The organism is Amycolatopsis sp. NPDC043887, assembly GCF_056435665.1.
This window is the reverse complement of record NZ_JBWKEB010000003.1, coordinates 171,039-189,548: the sequence shown is the minus strand read 5'-3', so window position 1 is coordinate 189,548 and position 18,510 is coordinate 171,039. Positions and strand designations below refer to the sequence as shown.

Below are 18,510 nucleotides of genomic sequence, written 5' to 3'. Positions count from 1 at the left end.
GTCAAGCCGGGCCCTCCCTCAGCACGCCGCGCACCGCGTCGACGGACAGGTCGTCCCAGGGAAATTCGGCCATCCACCAGGTCGCGCCCGCTCGTTCGTAGGGCGCGAGATCCGTGCCCGCAGGGACGCCGATGGCGAAGTCGTACGGCTTCTCGCCGTCTTCGCGCAGCGCGGTGATCGTCTCGACCACCTCGGCGAACTCGTCCGCGTGCGGCAGATGCACCGGAAAGAACCCGTCGTACCGCGCGGCCCTGCGCATCGGCTTCGCCTTCCCGGGGAAGCCCGCCAGCCATACGGGAATCGGCCGCGCCGGCCGAGGCAGGAAGGTGATGTCGTCGACCGTGTAGTGCACGCCGTGGTGCCGCACGGGCTCCCCCGACCAGGCGGTGGTGAGGATTTCGAGCGACTCGTCGAGCATCTCGCCGCGTTTGCGGTCGTCCACTTCGTCGCCGGTCTTCGAGAACTCGCCGCCGAAGCGGTCACTGCCGAGCCCCGCGCCGAGGATCAGCCTTCCGCCGCTCAGCTGGTCGAGGGTGGCCGTTTCGCGCACCAGCTTGACCGGACGGCGCCTGGCCAGCGGCGTGACCATCGGACCGATGGCGAGGTTCTCGGTGGCGGACGCGACGGCGGCGAGGGTGATCCACGGATCGGCGATCGCCCGCACCGGCTCATGCCATCGGACGTGGTCCCACACGAACAGGCCGTGCCAGCCCGCTTCCTCGGCTTCTGCGGCGAGACGCGCGATGATCACCGGATCGGCCAGTTCGTCGAAGATCGGCAGCCAGAGTGCTGAGCGCAGAGTCATGAGCGCGACCGTACGGACCGGCACCGACACTCGCGGCGAATTCCCGACGTGCGCTAAGCCGTAACTCGCGTGCTTCCAGCCGTAACTCGCGTGCTTGGAGGCGGAACACACGGCACCGGCGTGTTACGCCTCCAAACACGCGAGTTCCGTCTTCAAGCACGCGAGTTACGGGTCTGGACACGCGAGTCACGCCTCACCGCTTGACACAACCACTAGAGTTCAACCAGTAAGTTGATTAACCTTGTGGTTGATTGCCCTGTGGAAGAGACTTCGATGACCGACCTGACGATCACCCGCCTCCTCGACGCTCCCCGCGAGCTCGTCTTCCGGGTGTGGACCGATCCGGACCATCTCGCCCAGTGGTGGGGCCCGGTCGGGTTCACCACCAAGTCCTGCACCGTCAACCTCACCGAAGGTGGCAAGTGGCGCACGTGCATGAGCGACGGCGAAACCGAGCTCTGGGCGTCGGGCGTCTATCACGAGATCGTCCCGCCGGAGCGGCTCGTCTTCAGCTTCGCCTGGGAGGAACCGGAAGGCTCCCGCGGCCATGACACCCTCGTCACGGTCGTCCTCTCCGACCTCGACGGCAAGACCGAAATGGCGTTCCACCAGGCAATCTTCGAGACCGTGGCGGAACGCGACAGCCACGTCGAAGGCTGGCAGTCCTGCTTCAGCCGCCTCGCCACCCACCTCGCGGAGCAACGCTAGCCGAGTTCCCGCAGGACCTTCCGCGCCCGCGCCACCCCGTCCTCGTCCCGCAGCCGCCCGGCTACGTACTGGGCACCGCGGCGGAACAGCAGGTTGCCGGACAGCTCCAGCAGCCGCGCGGTCAGCGAGTCCGCGGTGAGGTCCCGGAGCGGCAGCGGTCGCGGCCCGGCACCGAGCCGGAACACCCGGTCTCCCCAGTAGGGCTGGTCGGAGAACACCGGGCAGACCAGCGCCGGGACCCCCGCGCGCAACGCGGCCGCGGTCGTGCCCGCGCCGCCGTGGTGCACCACCGCCGCCGTGCGCGGGAACAGCCACGCGTGCGGGACGTCCCCGACCGTCAGCAGATCGTCGTCGCCGGACGCGGCATCGGTACCGAGCAGGCCGCGCAACCCCGCCCGGCGCAACGCCGTGCGGACGGCGGCGAACGTTCGCTCCGCCTCCGACGGCCGCATGCTGCCGAAGCCGACGTACACCGGAGGTGGCCCGGACGCGAGGAAATCCCGCAGTCGCGGGTCCGGCCGCCACGCGGCGGGCGCCTCGAGAAACCAGTACCCGGTGACGTGCACCCTCGAAGGCCAATCCTTCGGCCGCGGCACGACCGCGTCGGAAAAACCGCACAGCACCAGGGTTTCCGATCGCCGGGGTCCGCGGAGACCGGCCGCGGGCAGCCCCAGCGACCGCTCGCGCCACCGGTCCACCTCCGGCCTCAGCACCTGCCAGGCGGCGGCGTCGACAGCGCGGAAACTCAACCGCCTGCCGCACGGCCCGGCCTTGGCCGCCCACGGCACCAGCGGATGCGCGAACGCCCGTGTCGGCACGCTGGGCTGGTAGTGCAGCTCGACGTCGGGGACACCGAGCGAGGCACCCAGGTGCGCGCCGAGGAACCCGAGCGTCGGGGCGAGGACGAGGTCCGCCCCCGCCGCTCCTCGCTGGACGTCGGCCAGCAGACGCTCCATCACCGGGGCCAACGCACCGCGCAGCCCACGCAGGAAGGTCGCGGACGTGCGCCCCTCGGTCCATTCGCGTCCGCCGTCCGATCCGAGGATCTCGCTCGGGTCGGCGGAGAGCGGCGCGAAATCCAGGCCGTGCCCGGTCACCAAGGTGCGGAACCGCTCGGCCGCCAGCACCCGGACCCGGTCGCCGTCGAGACCACGCCCCAGGGCGATGCACGGCTGGACGTCGCCGCGGGAACCCGGAGCGACGATCACGACGAGCCGGGTCATCGCTTCGCCGCCGTCAACCGGTAGCGGAGGCGGAACGGCAGGTTCGCCAGTACCGCCGCGATATGCGCGTCCCTGCCGACCAGGTACCGCGGCGCGACCCGCCGGGCGGTCAGCGCGTGGACGACGACCCGGGCCGCCCGCTCGGGTGGCACACCGTTCCGCGCGGACCGCTCCGCACTGCGTTCGGCCTCTTCCAGTTGCGCCGCATACCTTTCCCGCGCGGCTTCCGGCAGGGCGGCGCGCACCTCTTCGGCTGCGGCGCGGGCGCGCGGCCAGATCGATGTGGCGACGGCACCGGGCTCGACGAGGACGACGCCGATCCCGGACGGGGCCAGTTCGGCGCGCAGGCTGTCGGTCAAGCCGACCAGGGCGAACTTCGACGTGTGATACGGCCCGACCATCGGCCCGGCGATCCGCCCGCCCATCGACCCGACCGTCACCACCCTGGCGGCCGGCGCGGCGCGCAGCGCGGGCAACATCGCCTGCGTGACGGCCAGCTGACCGGTGACGTTGACCTCCAGCTGCTGCCGGAAGTCTTCGAGCGGGACGTGTTCCAGCGGTCCCGGCCGGGCCATCCCGGCGTTGTTCACCAGACCACGCAGCGGCCCCGCCGCCGCGACCTTCTCACCGCACGCCGCGATCGACGCCGGATCGCGGAGATCCATCCGCAGTACGGTGACGGCCTCGCCGTGAACACGGGCGAGTTCCGTTTCGTCCGCGTCGGTACGCACACTGGCCCAGACGTGGGCGCCCCGCCGGACGAGTTCGGCCACGCACGCCCGGCCGATCCCGCTCGAAGCACCGGTGACCACAAAGGACGGACGGGTCATGTCGCCTCCCCCGGCTTCACCGGCGCGGAAAGCGCCCGAAGCATCCTCGGCCAGGTCTTGTGCAGCTGGTCCTGCCAGTACGCCCAGTGGTGCGTGCCCGGCCCGTAGAAGTCGGTCATGACCGGGACGCCGAGCCGGTTCAGCCGGTCCGCCATCGCGGTGGTCTGGCCGGAGCACAGGAATTCGAGCAGCATCGCGCCGGGCAGCACGTCGATCGGGAGTTTCCCGTCGAACGGCCCCGGCAGGCCGTTGCCCGTGGACAGATACAGCTCGGTGCCGCGAAGGCGGTCGGCGTTCACCAGCGGATCGTGCGCGTCCCACCGGGACGACTCGCGCCTCCGGTCGCCCCAGAGCGCTTCGGGATCCTGCCGGGCCGAGGCGACGATCGCGCTGGTCAGCAGCTCGCCGTACGGGCCGGTGGGGTTGAGATTGCCGCTGAACGACCCGGCGAAGCGGAACACTCCCGGCCGCCGGGCGGCGAGTTCCACCGCGCCGTATCCGCCGAGCGAGAGCCCCGCCGCGACCCGCCGCCCGTCCCCGCGATAGCCGCGATCGATCAGCTGCGGGATCTCGACCGCGGTGAACGTCTCCCACTGGTTGAGCACGACGTTCTTGCCGTAATTCCACCAGTCGGAAAAGAACCCGGCGGAACCGGAACCCGGCATCACCACGAGCGCACCCGAGTCGTCGGCGAGTTTCCGGATGTCGGTATTGGCGGTCCACCCGCGGTAGTCCTGGAGGCGCGTCTCACCGGCGAGCAGGTACACCGCCGGCCACTTCCGCTCCGGTTCGGCTTCCCACCGCGACGGCAGGATCAGCCGGACCATCGCGTAGCTTCCGACGCCGACCGAGCGCACGGTGAGGTCCAGCATCCGCGGGTCACCGTCCACAGTGGTCTGGGCGACGACGTGCGAGCCGTCGTCGGCACGGGCGTCCGGGACACCGCTCTCGGCCCGCGCCGGTGCGGCGGCGACGCTCGGCAGCAAGCACATCGCGACCGCCAGCGACGCGACGGCCCGCAGCCGCCTCGAAGTAGTGCGCATACGTAATCCTTTGTCCCGGTCGTTCGATCGAATTCGAAAATGTGACGGCGATTACCCGAGAAAGAAAATCAGAGGTGGCGACACGGTAAGCGGACGGACCCCTTCCAGGCAATTGTCCTGCCCACAATCCGGGAGGACAATATGAATGCCAGGGAAACAAGAAATGCCCCCACCTCCCCCATCAGGGTGACCCGTCGCTCACGGACAGTGAAGGACTGTGGCACGGGAGTACCAGACCGGCTCGCATACCAGCGAAAATCCCGGAACCCGCAGGTCACACCCTGTACACGAAGGACATTTACGTTCTCTTGACACCTTCCGGTATTCGATTTCCCGTCGTAGCCTTCGTCGTGCCGCCCGGGTTCGGCGTCCCCTCACGCGACCCGGCGCCCGCGTCCCACCGAAGGGACCACACCTCCCCAAGGACCCTTCCGAAAGGGCTATTCATGGCTGCCCGAATTCGCGCTCTCGTCTTGTCCGCAGCAGCATTGCTGACCATTTCCGGCACACCCGGAGAATCGATTCAGGCCGCGCCCGCGCCGCCTTCCCCCACTGTTCCGCCCGCCGCCCTGCTACCTCCGGAAACCGTCCCGGACGCGTCCGCGCGCGACGGTTTCGACGTGGCGTCGGCACTGTCCACCTCGGACCGCGGGCGAAGCGGCAAGGTCGACGTCGGTGGATGCGAGGACGTCGTCCACGGCAGGCTGGTCGGCGCCGGTGCCACCGGCCAGGGCTTCCAGTCCGCCGTGCCCGGCGGGCAGGTCTCCGAACTCGTCGCGCGTACGACGAACCCGCCCGATCTGGCGGCGTGGGCCGCGCAAGCCGGACGGTGCTCGAAGGTGACGGTCGACGACGCGGCCGGTACCGCGGTGTCGACCGTCACCGTCCACCCCGCTCCCGCCGTTCCGGGGGCGAAAACCCTTTCCTACCAACAACTCCTGACACTACCCGGCCAGCCCCCCGAGCTGCCGGGGCTGCGTCTGCGCACCGTCGCCATCGCCGCCGACGACGTACTGGTCGTGCTTCGTGACGCCGGAACGACCGGCCTCGATCTCGACGCCCTCGCCGTCACCGCCTGGCGGCACGCCGCAGGGCCGCTCGGCCGCTGAATCCCCCCTGAAAACCCCGAGGAGACGCCATGTCCCTGGCCCCCGAAAACCTGCCCGCCACGGCCGGCCCCACCCTCCCCGCCTGCCTCCGGCACTGGGCGGACACCGACGGCGACCGGGCCGCGCTGACCTTCGCCGACTTCTCGGCCGATCGCGCCGGACGCCGGAGGACGCTGAGCTGGCGGCAACTCCAAGAGCGCGTCGACGCCGTCGCGGCGGCTCTCCCCGTCGGACCCGGTGACCGGGTGGCGGTGCTGTGCCCGCAGAGCGCCGATTACGTCGTCGCCTTCCTCGGCGCGATCACCGCGGGCGCGATCGCCGTGCCGCTGTTCGATCCCGGGTTGCCCGGGCACGCCGGACGGCTCGCCGCGGTGCTGACCGACTGCTCCCCCACCGCGGTCGTCACCACGTCCGCGTCGGTGGACGCGGTCCGCGAGTTCCTGGTGGGCCTGCCCGGCGGCGAGCGCGTCGCCGTCGTCGCGGCCGACAAGCCCACCGGGCCCGGCCGCGCCTGGCCCGCCCCGGCACCGGCACCGGACGACGTGGCGTACCTGCAGTACACGTCCGGTTCGACCCGCAGCCCGGCGGGAGTGGTGCTGACCCACGCGAACGTGCTCGCCAACGTCAGGCAGGCGGTGCACGGACTCGGGATCGACCCGGCCGGGACCACGGTGTCGTGGCTACCGCTGTTCCACGACATGGGTCTCGTCCTCGGCCTGATCACGCCGCTGGCCATGGGCATGCGGTCGGTACTGATGGACCCGCTGGCCTTCATCGAGCGCCCGGTGCGCTGGCTGGAGTTGCTCGGCGACCACAACGCGAGCTGGAGCGCCGCCCCGAACTTCGCGTTCCACTACGCCGCGAGCCGGGTGCGCGAGGAGGACCGCGCCAAGCTCCGCCTCGACCGCGTCGCCGCGATCGTCAACGGCGCGGAGCCGATCAACCCCGGAGTGCTCGACCGGTTCCATGACACCTTCGCCGAAGCCGGGTACACCCCGGACAAGACGCGGCCCGCGTACGGGCTGGCCGAAGCGACTGTCTTCGTCACCACTGGCCCCGGTGTTCCCCCGCGTGTCACCACGTTCGACCGCGTCGCGCTGGGCGCGGGAACGGCGCGGCAGGCGGATACCGGTCTCCGGCTCGTCGCCTGCGGTGTCCCGGTGGGTCAGCACGTGGCGCTGGTCGATCCGGAAACCGGCGTCGCGCTCGAAGACGGCGCGGTCGGCGAGATCTGGGTCCACGGACCCAACGTCGGCACCGGCTACTGGCAGAAACCGTTGGAGAGCACCGAAACCTTCGGCGCCCGGTTGACGGGCGACCACGGGGACCTTCCGGCTGGTCCGTGGCTGCGCACCGGCGACCTCGGCGTCCGGCACGACGGTGAGGTCTACATCGCGGGACGGATCAAGGACCTGCTCATCGTCGACGGCCGTAACCACTACCCGCAGGACGTCGAAGCGACCGCCGCCTCGGCCGACCGCGACATCCGCCCCGGCAGTGTCGCCGCGTTCGCCGTCGAAGGCACCGACACCGAAGCCGCGGTGGTCGTCGCCGAGCACCGCGGTCACACCGCGCTGACCACGGAGGACGAACGAGCCCTCGCCGCCTCGATCCGGCGGCTGGTTTCCGACGCGCACGGCCTCGCCCTGCGTGACGTCGTGCTCGTCCCGGCGGGCCTGGTCCCGCGGACCTCCAGCGGCAAGATCGCGCGGAGCGCCTGCCGCGACCGCTACCTCGCCGGCGATTACGGAAAGGCCTTGGTGCGATGAGAAACCCGACGTTCGACGCCCCGGCGCTGCGCCGCTGGCTGCTCGACACCGTCGCCGAGCACACCGGCGTCGACGCGGCCCGGCTCGAAGCCGACCGCCCACTCAGCGACTACGGCCTGTCCTCCCGCCAGGCCGTCGGTATCGCCGCCGACCTCGAAGATCTGCTCGGCACCCCGCTCCCGGCCACCCTGCTGTGGGAGAGCCCGACCATCGATCACCTGGCCCGCTCGCTCACCGGCGGCACGGAGCCCGAGGCGGAGCAGACGGGCACGGACCGCCGCCGGACCGACCCGATCGCCGTCGTCGGCCTCGGCTGCCGGTGGCCGGGCGCGGACGGCCTCGACGAGTTCTGGGATCTGCTGCGCAGCGGACGGGACGCCGTCCGGACCGCTCCGCCGGGCCGCTGGGACGCCGACGCGGCCCCGATCGTCGGCGGCTTCCTAGACGACGTGGCCGGTTTCGACGCCGACCACTTCGGCATCACCCCGCGCGAGGCGTCCACAATGGACCCGCAACAGCGGATGCTGCTGGAGGTCGCCTGGGCCGCGCTCGAACACGCCGGGATCGCCCCGGCCTCCCTGCGCGGCAGCCGGACCGGCGTGTTCACCGGGATCTCGACACACGACTACGGACATCTCACGATGGCGGGCGGTGGCGTCGACCTCTGGACCGCGACCGGTGCCGCCGGGAGTATCGCGGCCAACCGGCTCTCCTACGTCTACGACCTGCGCGGGCCGAGCATGGCGGTGGACACCGCCTGCTCCTCGTCGCTGGTCGCGGTGCACCACGCGGTGCGCGCGCTGCGCGACGGCGAGGCGGACCTGGCCCTGGCGGGCGGGGTGAACCTCATGCTGCTGCCCGGTCCGACCGCCGCGTTCGCCGCCGCCGGCCTGCTCGCCGGGGACGGGCGGTGCAAGACGTTCGCCGCGGACGCCGACGGCATCGCGCGTGCCGAAGGCTGCGGCGTCGTCGTGCTCAAGCGGCTGACGGACGCCGAGTACGACGGCGACCGGGTGCTGGCGGTGATCCGCTCCACTGCGGTCAACTCCGACGGCCGGTCACAGGGTATGGCGGCGCCGAACCCGGTCGCCCAGCAAGACATGCTGCGCACGGCGTACCACGGCGCCCGGCTCGATCCGTCCACTGTGGACTACGTCGAGGCGCACGGCACCGGCACGCTGCTCGGTGACCCGATCGAGGCCCGCTCGCTCGGCGCCGTGCTCGGCAAGGACCGCCCGGCCGACGCCCCGCTGCTGATCGGCTCGGTGAAGACGAACATCGCGCACGCGGAGGCGGCCGCGGGGATCGCCGGGCTGATCAAGGTCGTCCTGGCGATGACCAGGGACGAATTGCCACCACAGCTGCATTTCACCGCCCCCAATCCGCACATCCCGTTCGACGACCTGCGCCTGAAGGTGGTCACCGAGCCGACGCCGTGGCCACGCCGGTCCGGCCGTGCCACGGCGGGAGTGTCCGCGTTCGGGTTCGGCGGGACCAACGCGCACGTCGTCCTCGAACAGGCGCCGCCGCTGGAACCGGCGCCGGATCGGGCCGACGTCCGGATCGGACTGCTGTCCGCCCGCACCCGCGACCGCCTCACCGAACGGGCGGCGCAGCTGGCGGACTGGCTGGACTCCACGCCGTCGCTTTCCCTCGCCGACATCACCCACACGTTGTCCCGGCGTGACAACGGCGGATCGCACCGTGCCGCCGTCGTGGCAGGCGACACCGCCGAACTGGCGGTACTGCTGCGGGCCGTCGGTTCCGGCGCCGATCCGCTTCCCGCGGGCGCCGTCACCGGCACCGCCGTGAGCACCGGCGGCCCGGTCTTCGTGTTCTCCGGTCACGGCTCGCAGTGGCCGGGGATGGGGGAAGGGCTGCTGCGCGCGGAACCCGCGTTCGCCGCGCAGGTCGACAAGCTGCACGACCTGTTCACCGAGCACACCGGCCGATCGCTTCGCGCGTTGCTCACCAGCGCGGATCCCCTGTCCCTGCCCGAAACCCAAACGGCCATCTTCGGGACGCAGGTGGCGCTGGCCGGCCAGTGGGAGGCACTCGGGGTCCGGCCATCGGCCGTCGTCGGGCACTCGCTCGGTTCCGCGGCAGCCGCCGTGGTGAGCGGCGTGCTCACCAACGACGAGGCCGTCCACCTGGTCGCGACCCGTGCCCGACTGCTGGGCACCCTCGGCCCGGGTGGCGCGATGGCGGCGGTCGAACTGGCGCCGGAGGAACTGGAGCTGTACCCCGACATCGAACTCGCCGTCGAATCCGCGCCGGGGCAGCTGACCGTGGCCGGGGACGCGACCGTGCTCGACCTGCTCGTCGCGGAACTCGAAGCCGCCGGGCTGACCGCGCGGCGGCTGCCGGTCGAGGTCGCCGGGCATTCCGCCCGCGTCGATCCGGTGCTGCCCGCGCTCCGGGAGGCGCTCGTCGAACTGGGCGGCCGTCGTCCGACGGTGCCTTGGTACGACACGGTTCTGGCCGATCCGCGGGAGTTGCCGGACTTCGACGCCGGGTACTGGGCCGCGCACCTGCGCCGTCCGGTGCGGTTCCGGCAGGCCGTGGCGGCCGCCGCCGCGGACGGGCACCGCGTCTTCCTCGAGGTGTCGCCGCATCCGATCCTGCGGGGCTCGGTGGCGAGGACACTCGAAGCCGAGGGGATCGGCGACACCGTCGTCACGGGAACGCTGCGCCGGGGCCAGGACGAGGTCCGCACGCTGGGCACCGCAGCGGCCGAGTTGTACTGCGCGGGCACCCGGATCACCACCGCCGACCCGGACGACGGTGCCCGGTTGGTCGACGTCCCGCCGATGCCGTGGCGGCACGAACGCCACTGGTACACCACCGCCGAAGCAGCCCCGACGTTCGCGGCACGCACGCCGGAACCCGAACCGGTGCGCATCGCCGGGGGCGACCGGCTGACCGAGATCGTCGCCGCCGTCATGGGACTGCGTCCCGATCGCCTCGACGCCGACGTCCCGCTGGTGGAACTCGGGCTGGACTCCCTGATGGCGAACCGGATCTCCGACGCCGTCCGCCGGGAGTTCGGTACGGAACCCGACGCCGTCAGCGTGCTCCGCGGCGCCACCCTCGCCGATCTCAGCCGCGATCTCGCACCCCCGCGAGAACGAGGAACCATTGCCGTCCCGTGGTCGCGCCTGGGACGCGGCGGATCGCCTCGTCCTGCGTCTGTGGCAGGAGTACACCGGGACCGACGCGGGCGGCACGCAGGTCCGGCTGACCGAGACCGCCACCCCGGACAGGCTGGCCGAACTGCTCGCCGAAGCGCTCAGCACCGAACTCGACACGCCTGTCACCGCCGCCGAACTTCGACGGCACGACTCGCTCGCGGCCATCGCCGATGTCGCCCGCGCCGTCCTCGACACGAGGGAGGAGCGGGGGCCGGTGCACGTCCTCGCTCCCGGCGAAACGGGAGTCGCGCCGCTGCTGCTGTTCCACCCCGGCGGCAGCACCTGCACCGTGTACCGGCCGCTGCTGGACCGGCTGCCCACCTCGGTGCCATGCGTCGGCTTCGAACGCGTTCCCGGGGTCAGTATCGAAGACCGTGTCGAGCAGTTGCTGCCGCTGGTACGGGAACAGCGTCGCGACCGGCCGTACCGGCTGGCGGGCTGGTCGTTCGGCGGGGCGCTGGCCTACGGCGTCGCCGCGCGGCTCGCCGAAGAAGGCGAAGAGGTCGAGTTCGTCGCGCTGATCGACACCATGCTCCCGCTCCCGGAGCCGGACCTCGACCCGCGTGCGTCGTCCGCCCGGCGGTTCCTGCGGTTCACCGGCTACGTCGAGGGAACCTACGGCCGCGAAGTGCGACTAGGTCACGAGGAGCTGGCTCCGCTGCCCGAAGAGGAGCAGATCGAACTGACCATGCGGCGCGTCGCCGAGGCGGGCTTGCTCAGCCCCGGCGTGCTCCGGCACCAGCGTCAGTCCTTTTTGGACACGCTGGCGGCCGAACGCGGCACGCCCCGCCGTTACGACGGACGGGTCGTGCTCTACCGGGCGACCGAGCAGTACGCGGCCGGGCTGGCGATGGAACCGCGGTATTCGCGCACCGACCTCGCGGCGGGCTGGGCGGAGTTGTGCCCGGGACTGGAAATCGTGCCGGTCGAGGCGCATCACCTGTCGGTCGTCGACCCGCCCCACGTCGATGTGGTGGCGAGGCATCTGACGGGACTCCTGTGACCACGGCCCGGGCCGAGCGAGCGGTCGACCGCGCCTGGCCGCTGCTGGCGGTACTCGGCGCCGGGCTCTTCCTCGTGGCGGTCGACGCGACCGTGCTGCACGTCGCGTTGCCCGACCTCGTCCGGCAGCTGCGGCCCGGCGCGGCGGCTCAAGTGTGGATCGTGGCGATCTACCCGCTGACCGCCGCGCCGCTGCTGCTGCCGTTCGGCACCCTCGGCGACCGGTACGGACGGCGACGCGTGCTGGTCACCGGGTACGTCGTGTTCGGGATCGCGTCGCTCGGCTGCGCGTTCGCGCCGAACGTCCCGGCACTGCTGGCGTTCCGCGCGTTGCTCGGCTGTGGCGGCGCGATGATCATGCCGGTGACGATGTCGCTGCTCCGCGAACTGTTCCCGGAGCAGCGACATCGCCGCACGGCGATCGCGGTGTGCAGCGGGATCGCGGGCACCGGATCGGTGTTCGGGCCGATCCTCGGCGGGGTGCTCGTCGAGGCGTGGGGCTGGCGGACGACGTTCCTGCTGAATCCGCCGGTGATCCTGGCGGCAGTCGCGCTGGCGTTGCGGTGGCTCCCCCGGAATCCGCCGGGCCGGGGTACGTGGGACGCGCTCAGCGCCGCCCTCGCCGCGGGCGGTGTCCTCGGGATCGCCTTCGCCGTCGGGCATCCGGGTACGTGGCCCACGGCCGTCGCGTCTGGTGCGACCGGATGTGTCCTCATCGGACTGTTTCTGCGCCGCCAGCGCCGGACCGATCCGCCGCTGCTGGACCTCACCCTGTTCCGGCGGCCGGGAGTGCGCGCCGCGTTGGGCGGGGTGCTGCTGGTGATGAGCACCCTCGTCGGGCTCGGCCTGCTGTTCGCCCAGTACCTGCAGGTGGTGCTCGGGCTTTCGCCCACCGCGGCGGCGGGCCGGTTGCTCCTGGTGCTGGGCGCTTCGGCCGTCGGCAGTGTCGTGACCCCTTCACTGCTGGGACGCTTCGGCAACGCCCGGGTCCGCACGGCCGGGTTCACCGTGGCGGCGGTGTCGTTGCTGGTCCCCGCGGCGGGATCGGCCGCGCTCACGTCGCCGGTGCTGCTCGGCGCCGGGCTGACGGGACTGGGCCTGGGGATGGCTCTAGCGCTCACGTCGAGCACCGACACCCTCCTTTCGGCGACCTCGGCGGACCAGGCAGGCGGCGCCGCGGCCGTGGAGAAGACCGGCTACGAACTGGGCGCCGGCTTCGGGACGACGGTGTTCGGTTCCCTGGCCGCCGCGGTGTACGCGGGGCACCTGGCCGTCCCCTCCGGCGTACCGGAACCGGCGCGGCAACTGGCCTTGTCGGGGCCCGCTCAAGCCGAAGCGGCCACGGCCGGTCTCACTCCGCGTTTGACCGGCGAGTTGCTCGATGCCGCGAAGGCCGCCTGCACCACAGGACTACAGGTGTCGGCGGCCGTCGCTTGTGGACTGTTCATGGTGGCCGTCGTCGTCAGCGCGGGCGTGCCTCGTCGGTGAACTGCTCGGCGAACTCTCCGGTCGGCGGGATCTCCTGGATGACGTCGATCAGCACGCCGTTGGGGTCGGCGACGATGAAGTGCCGCTGTCCGAAATCCTCGCTGCGCAGGGAAAGCGCCTCGGGCAGTCCAGCCTCTTCGACCAGCCGCCGGTGCTCGGCGTCGACGTCTTCGACCTCGAAGTTCAGCAAGAGTCCCTGCACGGGTTTGCCTGCCCCGGCAGGAATGGTCTCGTGCCCGGGGGCGAGGATCGCCAGCTCCCACTCGCCGCGTTTGAGGCTGACGTACCAGTCGGCTTCGAAGGTGGGCTCGAAGCCGAAGTGGTCGCAGTAGAAGTCCCGTGTCTCGGTGATCTTCTCGGTCATGAGAACGGGGTAGAAGCTGGTCAGACGCATGATGCCACCTTGCTCGCGAACAATACCGACCGTCGGTTTGTTTCTCCGAAGTTAGCCAACCGACGGTCGGTATGTCAAGATTCCGGCCATGGCCCGCACGAAGCAGCAGCAACGCGAAGAGACGATGGAGGCGTTGACCGCCACTGCCCGGCGACTGTTCGCCGAGCACGGGTACGGCAAGGTGGGGCTGGAGACCATCGCGCAGACCGCGGGCGTGAGCAAAGGCGCGCTCTACCACCACTTCAGCAGCAAGTCGGACTTGTTCCGGCACGTGCTCGGCGTCGTACAGCACGACGTCGGCGAGCAGATCGCACGGGCCGCGGACGCCGCGCCGGACTCGTGGTCCGGACTGCTCGCCGGCTGCCGCGCGTTCCTCGCCGCGGCGACCGATCCGGTGACTCAGCAGATCATGCTGCTGGACGGTCCTTCAGTGGTCGGCTGGCAGGATTGGCGCGAACTGGACGCGGAGTCGTCCGCCCGGCACCTCGCCGAAGCGCTGACCGAACTGATGGCCGAGGGTGTCCTGGCGAAGCGGCCCGTCGAACCGTTGGTACGCCTGCTTTCCGGCGCGATGAACGAGGCCGCCGTCTGGCTCGCCCACTCCCCCGACCCGAAGGCCGACCTCGCCGCGACCATGGACACGCTCACGCCGATGATGGAGGCGCTACGGCTTCCGGCCTCGCCCGCCTGAAGTACCCGCTTGGTGACGTACTGGCCCGAGGGTTGCGAAAGCCACAGTGCGCGACGTCAGCTGAAGTGATCGACCCAGGTGGCGGTGAAGGCCTCCTTGCCTACCCTGAAGGTAGGGAAGGGGGCCTTCACGCGCAACCGTGAGACTGCTGGGTGGCTAAGACGCCCTTGCCTAACCGTCGTCCTATCGCTCACGAAACGCGAAAGGCCCCACCCTCGCCGGGTGGGGCCTTCACTGCGGTGGGCGATACTGGGATCGAACCAGTGACCTCTTCGGTGTGAACGAAGCGCTCTCCCCCTGAGCTAATCGCCCGCGGTACGAACTTCGGTCCGCCGGGGAAGCGAACCTGGTGCGCGATACTGGGATTGAACCAGTGACCTCTTCCGTGTCAGGGAAGCGCTCTCCCGCTGAGCTAAACGCGCGTGTTGTTTCGTTCGTACTGACGATAGCTTAGCGGACCCCGTTTCCGGGGCTGTCACAGGGGGTTGCCTACCCGCGAGGCTCAGGGTTTCGGCAGCCGCGAGGCGACCGAGCCCGCGATCTCCTTCGCCCGGTCGCAAGGGCTTCCGCTCCCCTCACGCGCCAGCAAGCGGACCGCGACGTGTTCGGCTTCGCGGTCCGGCAGCGGGCGATGCCGCCAGGTGACGGCGCAGTTCGAGTCGCCGAACTCCCGCATGTCGCCGGTGACACCGCTGCCGAGATCGACCGGCGAACCCTCCGGCGCGTAGGAACCTCGCTGCAATTCGACGGTCAGGGTGTCCCCGCCGCCCACCCACTCGCAGATCCGCAGCGTCCGCGGGGCAGGCTGCGCGTTGGGCATGGTCTTGCCGAGCACCGCCGGGTCGGCGATCGTGCACGGATCGAGCGGGAGAAGGCTCGCCGGATCACTCGCGCGGTCGACCTCGTGCGTGCGCAGCCGGGTGAGCGCGGCGGTCAGCATGTCGTCGGCGGCCTTGCAGGGGTCACCTTCCCGGCCGGGATGGGAGACGACGACGCCGAGCCGCCGGTCCGTCGGCAGCTGGACGACCGAGTCGCATCCGCCGCTGATCGTGCTACGCAGCAACGGAAGTCCTTCGGCCGTGCGGTCCGTCCGGTCGAGACTGCTGGTGGACACGCCTTCGCCGAGCCGCAGCTCGAAGTCGACGCCCTTGAGACCGGTGTACTTGCAGCGAGCCGGGTAGATCGGGCCCGTCTCCGGTTTCAGGGTGCCGAACTCCTGCACGAACCGGCCCGCGAGCACCTTGCACGGATCCACCAGGCGCAGGCGTTCCGCGCCGAGCGCGTCGGTCGCTGACAGCGAAGTCGTCCCGGGGTTCTCCGGCTTGGCGTAGTCCGCGATGGTGAGGCCTAGCGCGACCATCCCCGAAACGACGAGCAGGACGACCGCGGCGAGCGAGCCGAACAGGATCTTCTTCGTCCGCGGCGTCATCTTCTTGGGTGGCGGGCGCCAGATCGGCAGTGGCAGGGCCAGCACCGAGCGTACTTCTGCGTCCTGTTGCCGGATCCGGGCGTGCACGGCGGGCGGCCAGGGCGCCGCGCCCGGAGGCACTGGGCCGAGGAAGTCCAGAATCTGTTCCGGAGTCGGCCGTCGTGCGGGGTCCTTGGCCAGACAAGGCTCGGCGATCCGCCGGATCTCGTCCGGGACGTCGCTGAAATCCGCCGCGGCGTGCACGACGTTATACAGGGTCTGCGGCGCGGTCGGGCCGGTGAAGGGGCCGCGTCCGGTCGCGGCCATGACCAGGATCGCGCCGAGGGAGAACACGTCGCTCGCGCCGGTGATCCGCCCACTGCCCGCCTGTTCCGGCGACATGAACGCGGGCGAACCGATGATCGCGCCGGTTCCAGTGAGATCCTGCGCGTCCTCCGCCACCCGCGCGATACCGAAGTCGATCACCCTGGGGCCGTCACTCGTCAGGATGATGTTGCTGGGCTTGAGATCCCGGTGGATCAGTCCAGCGCGGTGGATCTCGGTCAGCGCCGCGGCGAGCCCGGACGCCAGCAGCCGCACCGACTCGACGGGCAGCGGCCCGGCACCGTCCACGGCCTCCTTCAAGGACGGTCCGGTGACGAAGACCGAGGCGAGCCACGGGCTTTCCGCTTCCGCGTCGGCGTCCATGACCGCGGCCGTGTAGGCGCCGGAGACCAACCGCGATGTGGCGACCTCGCGCCGGAACCGTTCACGGAAGCGTGGATCGTGCGCGAACTGGGCGTGCAGCTGTTTGACGGCGACGAGCCTGCCGTCCGGGGCGAGGCCGAGCACGACGCGGCCCATCCCGCCTTCACCGAGTTCGGCGATGATCCGGTACGGGCCGATCTGCCGGGGTTCGCCGGGGTTCAACGGTTTCACTGGTCAGCCCTAGGGTTTCGGAAGTTTCGGCAGCAGTGCCCCGGCGAAGGCCTTCGCCTTTTCACAGGCTTCGTCGGCGGTCATCTTCGTACCACTGGTCCCGACCGTCAGCTCGACGTTCTCCCCGTCACGGTCGCTGACGGACCGGTGCTGCCAGGTCAGCGAGCAGGTGGAGCGCGCGATGCCGTCGTCCTTCTTGGCCAGGTACACCTTGGCGCCGCCGAGATCCAGGGTGGCGGCCTCCGTGTAGTACGAGTCCTTCGATTGCGCGGGCGGGTACGCGCGCACGAAGCTCAGGCGGACGCTGCCCGCCGCGTCGTACCGGCATTGGTGCAGGTGTTCGCGGATCGTTTCGACGACCGGGCCGATCAGCCGGTCCGTGGTCGCGGGGCCGAGCAGCGCACACGGGTCCAGCGGAGCCAGTGTGCCCGCCGGGAGTTCGCGTTCGTGGCCTCCGGCGCGGATCCGTTTGACCGCGTCGGCGAGCGCCGCCTTGACCACCGAACACGCCTGGTCCTTTGTGGACACCGAGTTCACGTCGACGCTGAGCTTGGTGTTCGGCAGGCCGCTGACCGGGACGGCGACCGCGCACGCGTCGTCGGACCCCTTGATGCGCAGCGGAAGCCCTTCCAGCTCGCCGCCGGCTTCGCCTTCGACCAGGTCGCCGCCGACGCTCAGCTCCAGCCACTTACCCGACGGCGAGGAGTACGTGCACGAGTCGAACTGGATGTCGATCTCCGTACTCAGCTTGCCGAACCCGGGCACGTCCCGGCCCGCGAGCACCTTGCACAGGTCGACCCGGCGCAGGTTGTCCGGGCCGAGCGGATCCTGATTGACCGGGGTGGCGACCGGTTCGTCCGGTTGCGGTGACGAACTCGGCGCGATGGCGGCCGGAGGCGGATCGTCCCCGGACAGCGAGATCGCCGCGACGGTGCCACCGGCCAGCAGCACCACGGCGGCCGCGGCCAGTCCCGCGTACAGGCCGCGGCGGGATCGCTTCGGCGGCGGGTTCAGCAGCCGCCGGACCTCGGCCTGCTGTGTCTCGATGAGCTGCGACACCACCGGCGGCCACGGGCTGGTCGTCGGCGGGATCGGGCCGAGCCGCTCCAGCACCCAGGCGGGTGACGGCCGGTCCGCCGGGTTCTTCGCCAGGCACGGCTCGACGATCTGCCGCAGCTCCGGCGCCAACTGCCGCAGGTCGGGCTGGAGGTGCACGACGTTGTACAAGGTGTGCGGAGTGGACGTCCCGGTGAAGGGGCCGCGTCCGGTCGCGGCCATCACCAGCAGCGCGCCGAACGAGAACAGGTCGCTCGCCGGGGTCAGCGGCTTCCCCTCGGCCTGTTCCGGGGACATGAACCCGGGCGAACCGATGACGGCGCCGGTGTGCGTGAGCTCGGAGTCGCCTTCGACGGCGCGCGCGATCCCGAAGTCGATCACCCTGGGGCCGTCACCGGTGAGAATGACGTTGCTGGGCTTCAGATCGCGGTGGATCAGCCCGGCACGGTGGATGTCGCCCAGCGCCAGCGCAAGCCCGGCGGCGAGATGGCGGACCGCCATCGGCGGCAGCGGGCCGGCGGCGGAGACCGCCTCCGACAGTGCGGGTCCGGGCACGAACACCGACGCCAGCCACGGTGTCGGCGCGTTCGGGTCGGCGTCCATGACCGGTGCGGTGTACGCGCCGGACACCAGACGGGACGTTTCGACCTCCCGGCGGAACCGCTCGCGGAAGCCGGGGTCCTGCGCGAAACCCGGGTGGACCTGCTTGATCGCGACCAGGCGCCCGTCGGCGGAGATCCCGAGCAGCACCCGGCCCATCCCGCCCTCGCCGAGCGCGGCGAACACCCGGTAGCGCCCCACGCCGGTGGGTTCGCCGGTGTTCAACGGCTTCACGAAGGCCCCCCTTGTCCCGA

The 18,510-nt window shown here is 71.1% G+C and carries 12 protein-coding genes, 2 tRNA genes and 1 pseudogene; 6 read left to right on the top strand and 9 right to left on the bottom strand.

What is annotated here, in order from left to right; translation table 11 throughout:
* Position 1 precedes the first annotated feature (1 nt).
* Positions 2–805 carry an LLM class flavin-dependent oxidoreductase gene (locus tag AC069H_RS10315; protein ID WP_478232050.1) on the bottom strand — a complete coding sequence of 268 codons (804 nt, stop codon included), beginning with the start codon at positions 803–805 and terminating at the stop codon, positions 2–4.
* Positions 806–1,078: 273 nt separating this feature from the next.
* On the opposite strand from AC069H_RS10315, the gene AC069H_RS10310 reads away from it, so the two are divergent.
* Positions 1,079–1,513 carry an SRPBCC family protein gene (locus AC069H_RS10310; protein WP_478232049.1) on the top strand — a complete coding sequence of 145 codons (435 nt, stop codon included), beginning with the start codon at positions 1,079–1,081 and terminating at the stop codon, positions 1,511–1,513.
* On the opposite strand, the gene AC069H_RS10305 is transcribed toward AC069H_RS10310, so the two are convergent.
* From AC069H_RS10305 to AC069H_RS10295, 3 genes are read right to left on the bottom strand one after another with little or no spacing between them, the layout of a single operon-like run.
* Complete coding sequence (locus AC069H_RS10305) at positions 1,510–2,736, bottom strand: glycosyltransferase (RefSeq protein WP_478232048.1); 1,227 nt, start codon at positions 2,734–2,736, stop codon at positions 1,510–1,512. The genes AC069H_RS10310 and AC069H_RS10305 overlap by 4 nt on opposite strands.
* Complete coding sequence (locus tag AC069H_RS10300; RefSeq protein ID WP_478232047.1) at positions 2,733–3,566, bottom strand: SDR family NAD(P)-dependent oxidoreductase; 834 nt, start codon at positions 3,564–3,566, stop codon at positions 2,733–2,735. The genes AC069H_RS10305 and AC069H_RS10300 overlap by 4 nt, the downstream gene beginning before the upstream one ends.
* Positions 3,563–4,609: an alpha/beta hydrolase gene (locus AC069H_RS10295; RefSeq protein WP_478232046.1), complete on the bottom strand. Its 1,047-nt coding sequence runs from the start codon at positions 4,607–4,609 to the stop codon at positions 3,563–3,565. The genes AC069H_RS10300 and AC069H_RS10295 overlap by 4 nt, the downstream gene beginning before the upstream one ends.
* 446 nt (positions 4,610–5,055) lie before the next feature.
* On the opposite strand from AC069H_RS10295, the gene AC069H_RS10290 reads away from it, so the two are divergent.
* From AC069H_RS10290 to AC069H_RS10275, 4 genes and pseudogenes are all read left to right on the top strand, one after another.
* A complete protein-coding gene (locus tag AC069H_RS10290; RefSeq protein ID WP_478232045.1) occupies positions 5,056–5,718 on the top strand; it encodes a hypothetical protein in 663 nt (220 codons plus the stop codon).
* 29 nt (positions 5,719–5,747) lie between these two features.
* The gene (locus AC069H_RS10285) at positions 5,748–7,487 is read left to right on the top strand and encodes a fatty acyl-AMP ligase (protein ID WP_478232044.1); all 1,740 of its coding nucleotides are present in this window, start codon (positions 5,748–5,750) and stop codon (positions 7,485–7,487) included.
* Positions 7,484–11,681, top strand: a pseudogene (locus AC069H_RS10280) (beta-ketoacyl synthase N-terminal-like domain-containing protein). Before AC069H_RS10285 ends, AC069H_RS10280 begins: the two are co-directional and overlap by 4 nt.
* Positions 11,579–13,168, top strand: a complete 1,590-nt coding sequence (locus tag AC069H_RS10275) for an MFS transporter (RefSeq protein ID WP_478232043.1) — start codon at positions 11,579–11,581, stop codon at positions 13,166–13,168. The pseudogene AC069H_RS10280 and the gene AC069H_RS10275 overlap by 103 nt, the downstream one beginning before the upstream one ends.
* Here AC069H_RS10275 and AC069H_RS10270 read toward each other — a convergent pair.
* Complete coding sequence (locus AC069H_RS10270; RefSeq protein ID WP_478224677.1) at positions 13,143–13,562, bottom strand: VOC family protein; 420 nt, start codon at positions 13,560–13,562, stop codon at positions 13,143–13,145. The two genes, AC069H_RS10275 and AC069H_RS10270, sit on opposite strands and share 26 nt — an antisense overlap.
* 88 nt (positions 13,563–13,650) lie before the next feature.
* Here AC069H_RS10270 and AC069H_RS10265 point away from each other — a divergent pair, with 88 nt between their 5' ends.
* Complete coding sequence (locus tag AC069H_RS10265) at positions 13,651–14,253, top strand: TetR/AcrR family transcriptional regulator (protein ID WP_478232042.1); 603 nt, start codon at positions 13,651–13,653, stop codon at positions 14,251–14,253.
* A 240-nt stretch (positions 14,254–14,493) separates the two neighbouring features.
* Here AC069H_RS10265 and AC069H_RS10260 read toward each other — a convergent pair.
* The 4 genes from AC069H_RS10260 to AC069H_RS10245 form a co-directional block, all read right to left on the bottom strand.
* Positions 14,494–14,565 (bottom strand) — tRNA-Val (locus tag AC069H_RS10260).
* Positions 14,566–14,600: 35 nt separating this feature from the next.
* A tRNA-Val gene (locus AC069H_RS10255) sits at positions 14,601–14,675 on the bottom strand.
* An 80-nt stretch (positions 14,676–14,755) separates the two neighbouring features.
* Positions 14,756–16,600: a serine/threonine-protein kinase gene (locus AC069H_RS10250; RefSeq protein WP_478232041.1), complete on the bottom strand. Its 1,845-nt coding sequence runs from the start codon at positions 16,598–16,600 to the stop codon at positions 14,756–14,758.
* A gap of 9 nt (positions 16,601–16,609) precedes the next feature.
* Positions 16,610–18,490, bottom strand: coding sequence for a serine/threonine-protein kinase (locus tag AC069H_RS10245; protein ID WP_478232040.1), 1,881 nt, complete (start codon positions 18,488–18,490; stop codon positions 16,610–16,612).
* Positions 18,491–18,510: the final 20 nt, after the last annotated feature.